The sequence below is a fragment of the Rickettsia endosymbiont of Culicoides newsteadi genome (assembly GCF_002259525.1).
Classification (GTDB): domain Bacteria; phylum Pseudomonadota; class Alphaproteobacteria; order Rickettsiales; family Rickettsiaceae; genus Tisiphia.
This window is the reverse complement of record NZ_MWZE01000176.1, coordinates 1-777: the sequence shown is the minus strand read 5'-3', so window position 1 is coordinate 777 and position 777 is coordinate 1. Positions and strand designations below refer to the sequence as shown.

Sequence of the window (777 nt, the reverse complement as noted above, 5' to 3'; positions counted from 1 at the left end):
AAAAAAACATTTATCACAGGCATTAACTCCTTGCAACTCCTATATCTCCTTTATTTTTTCTTATCCCTTATCCCGAATTGACGTAATATTAGCCTTTCTGGTTACTTCAAAGGAGAAATTTGGTATAGAATTATTAAAATCAGCTAATGGTAGCTCTTCAAATACCGCGTAGCTTAACCCACGGAAAGCTGGTACTTGCCCTTGAGGATCAGTTGCAGCAATTAAAGGATCGGCTATTTGCTCTTCTGACCCTAAATAAAGCCTGAATGTATATTGTTCAAGATTGAGCAACTGATCATTAGCCCATACTCTACTAATTTCAGCAATTTCACCTTCACATATGCCAACTGCAAAGGATAAATAATATTCGCATTCTGTTAAATTATGGATGGCGGCAGTTCCCTGAGTATCTGATACACCTGGTTGTGTAACGTTGGTAATTTGTACTTCCTTAATTTGGTTTGCCCAAATTATTTTACCATTGACCCTTGCCGTACCAAAAACTAACGCTATTGGATGTCCATAAACGGCTTTTGATAGAACAAAACTTTCCCTAATATTTTTAAAATGATAATATTCCTCGGGTTGATGATTTAAATATTCTAAATAATCACCTAATGTCTTACCTGCAAATCGTCCAATAGTTGATAATATACCTCCACCAAAAAACTATAATGGACTGAAGAAAATGGACAAAAAAATAGAGTTAAAAGCTTCCTAATTAAGATAAAATAATAAGAAAAAATTAGGAGAAAAAATGACAAAAGAAAAAGCAAG

Annotated in this window: 1 protein-coding gene; it reads right to left on the bottom strand. The window is 34.0% G+C overall.

The genetic code is table 11. The features are described from left to right. Positions 1–60 precede the first annotated feature (60 nt). Positions 61–291, bottom strand: coding sequence for a hypothetical protein (locus tag RiCNE_RS07135; RefSeq protein ID WP_094649848.1), 231 nt, complete (start codon positions 289–291; stop codon positions 61–63). Positions 292–777 lie beyond the last annotated feature (486 nt).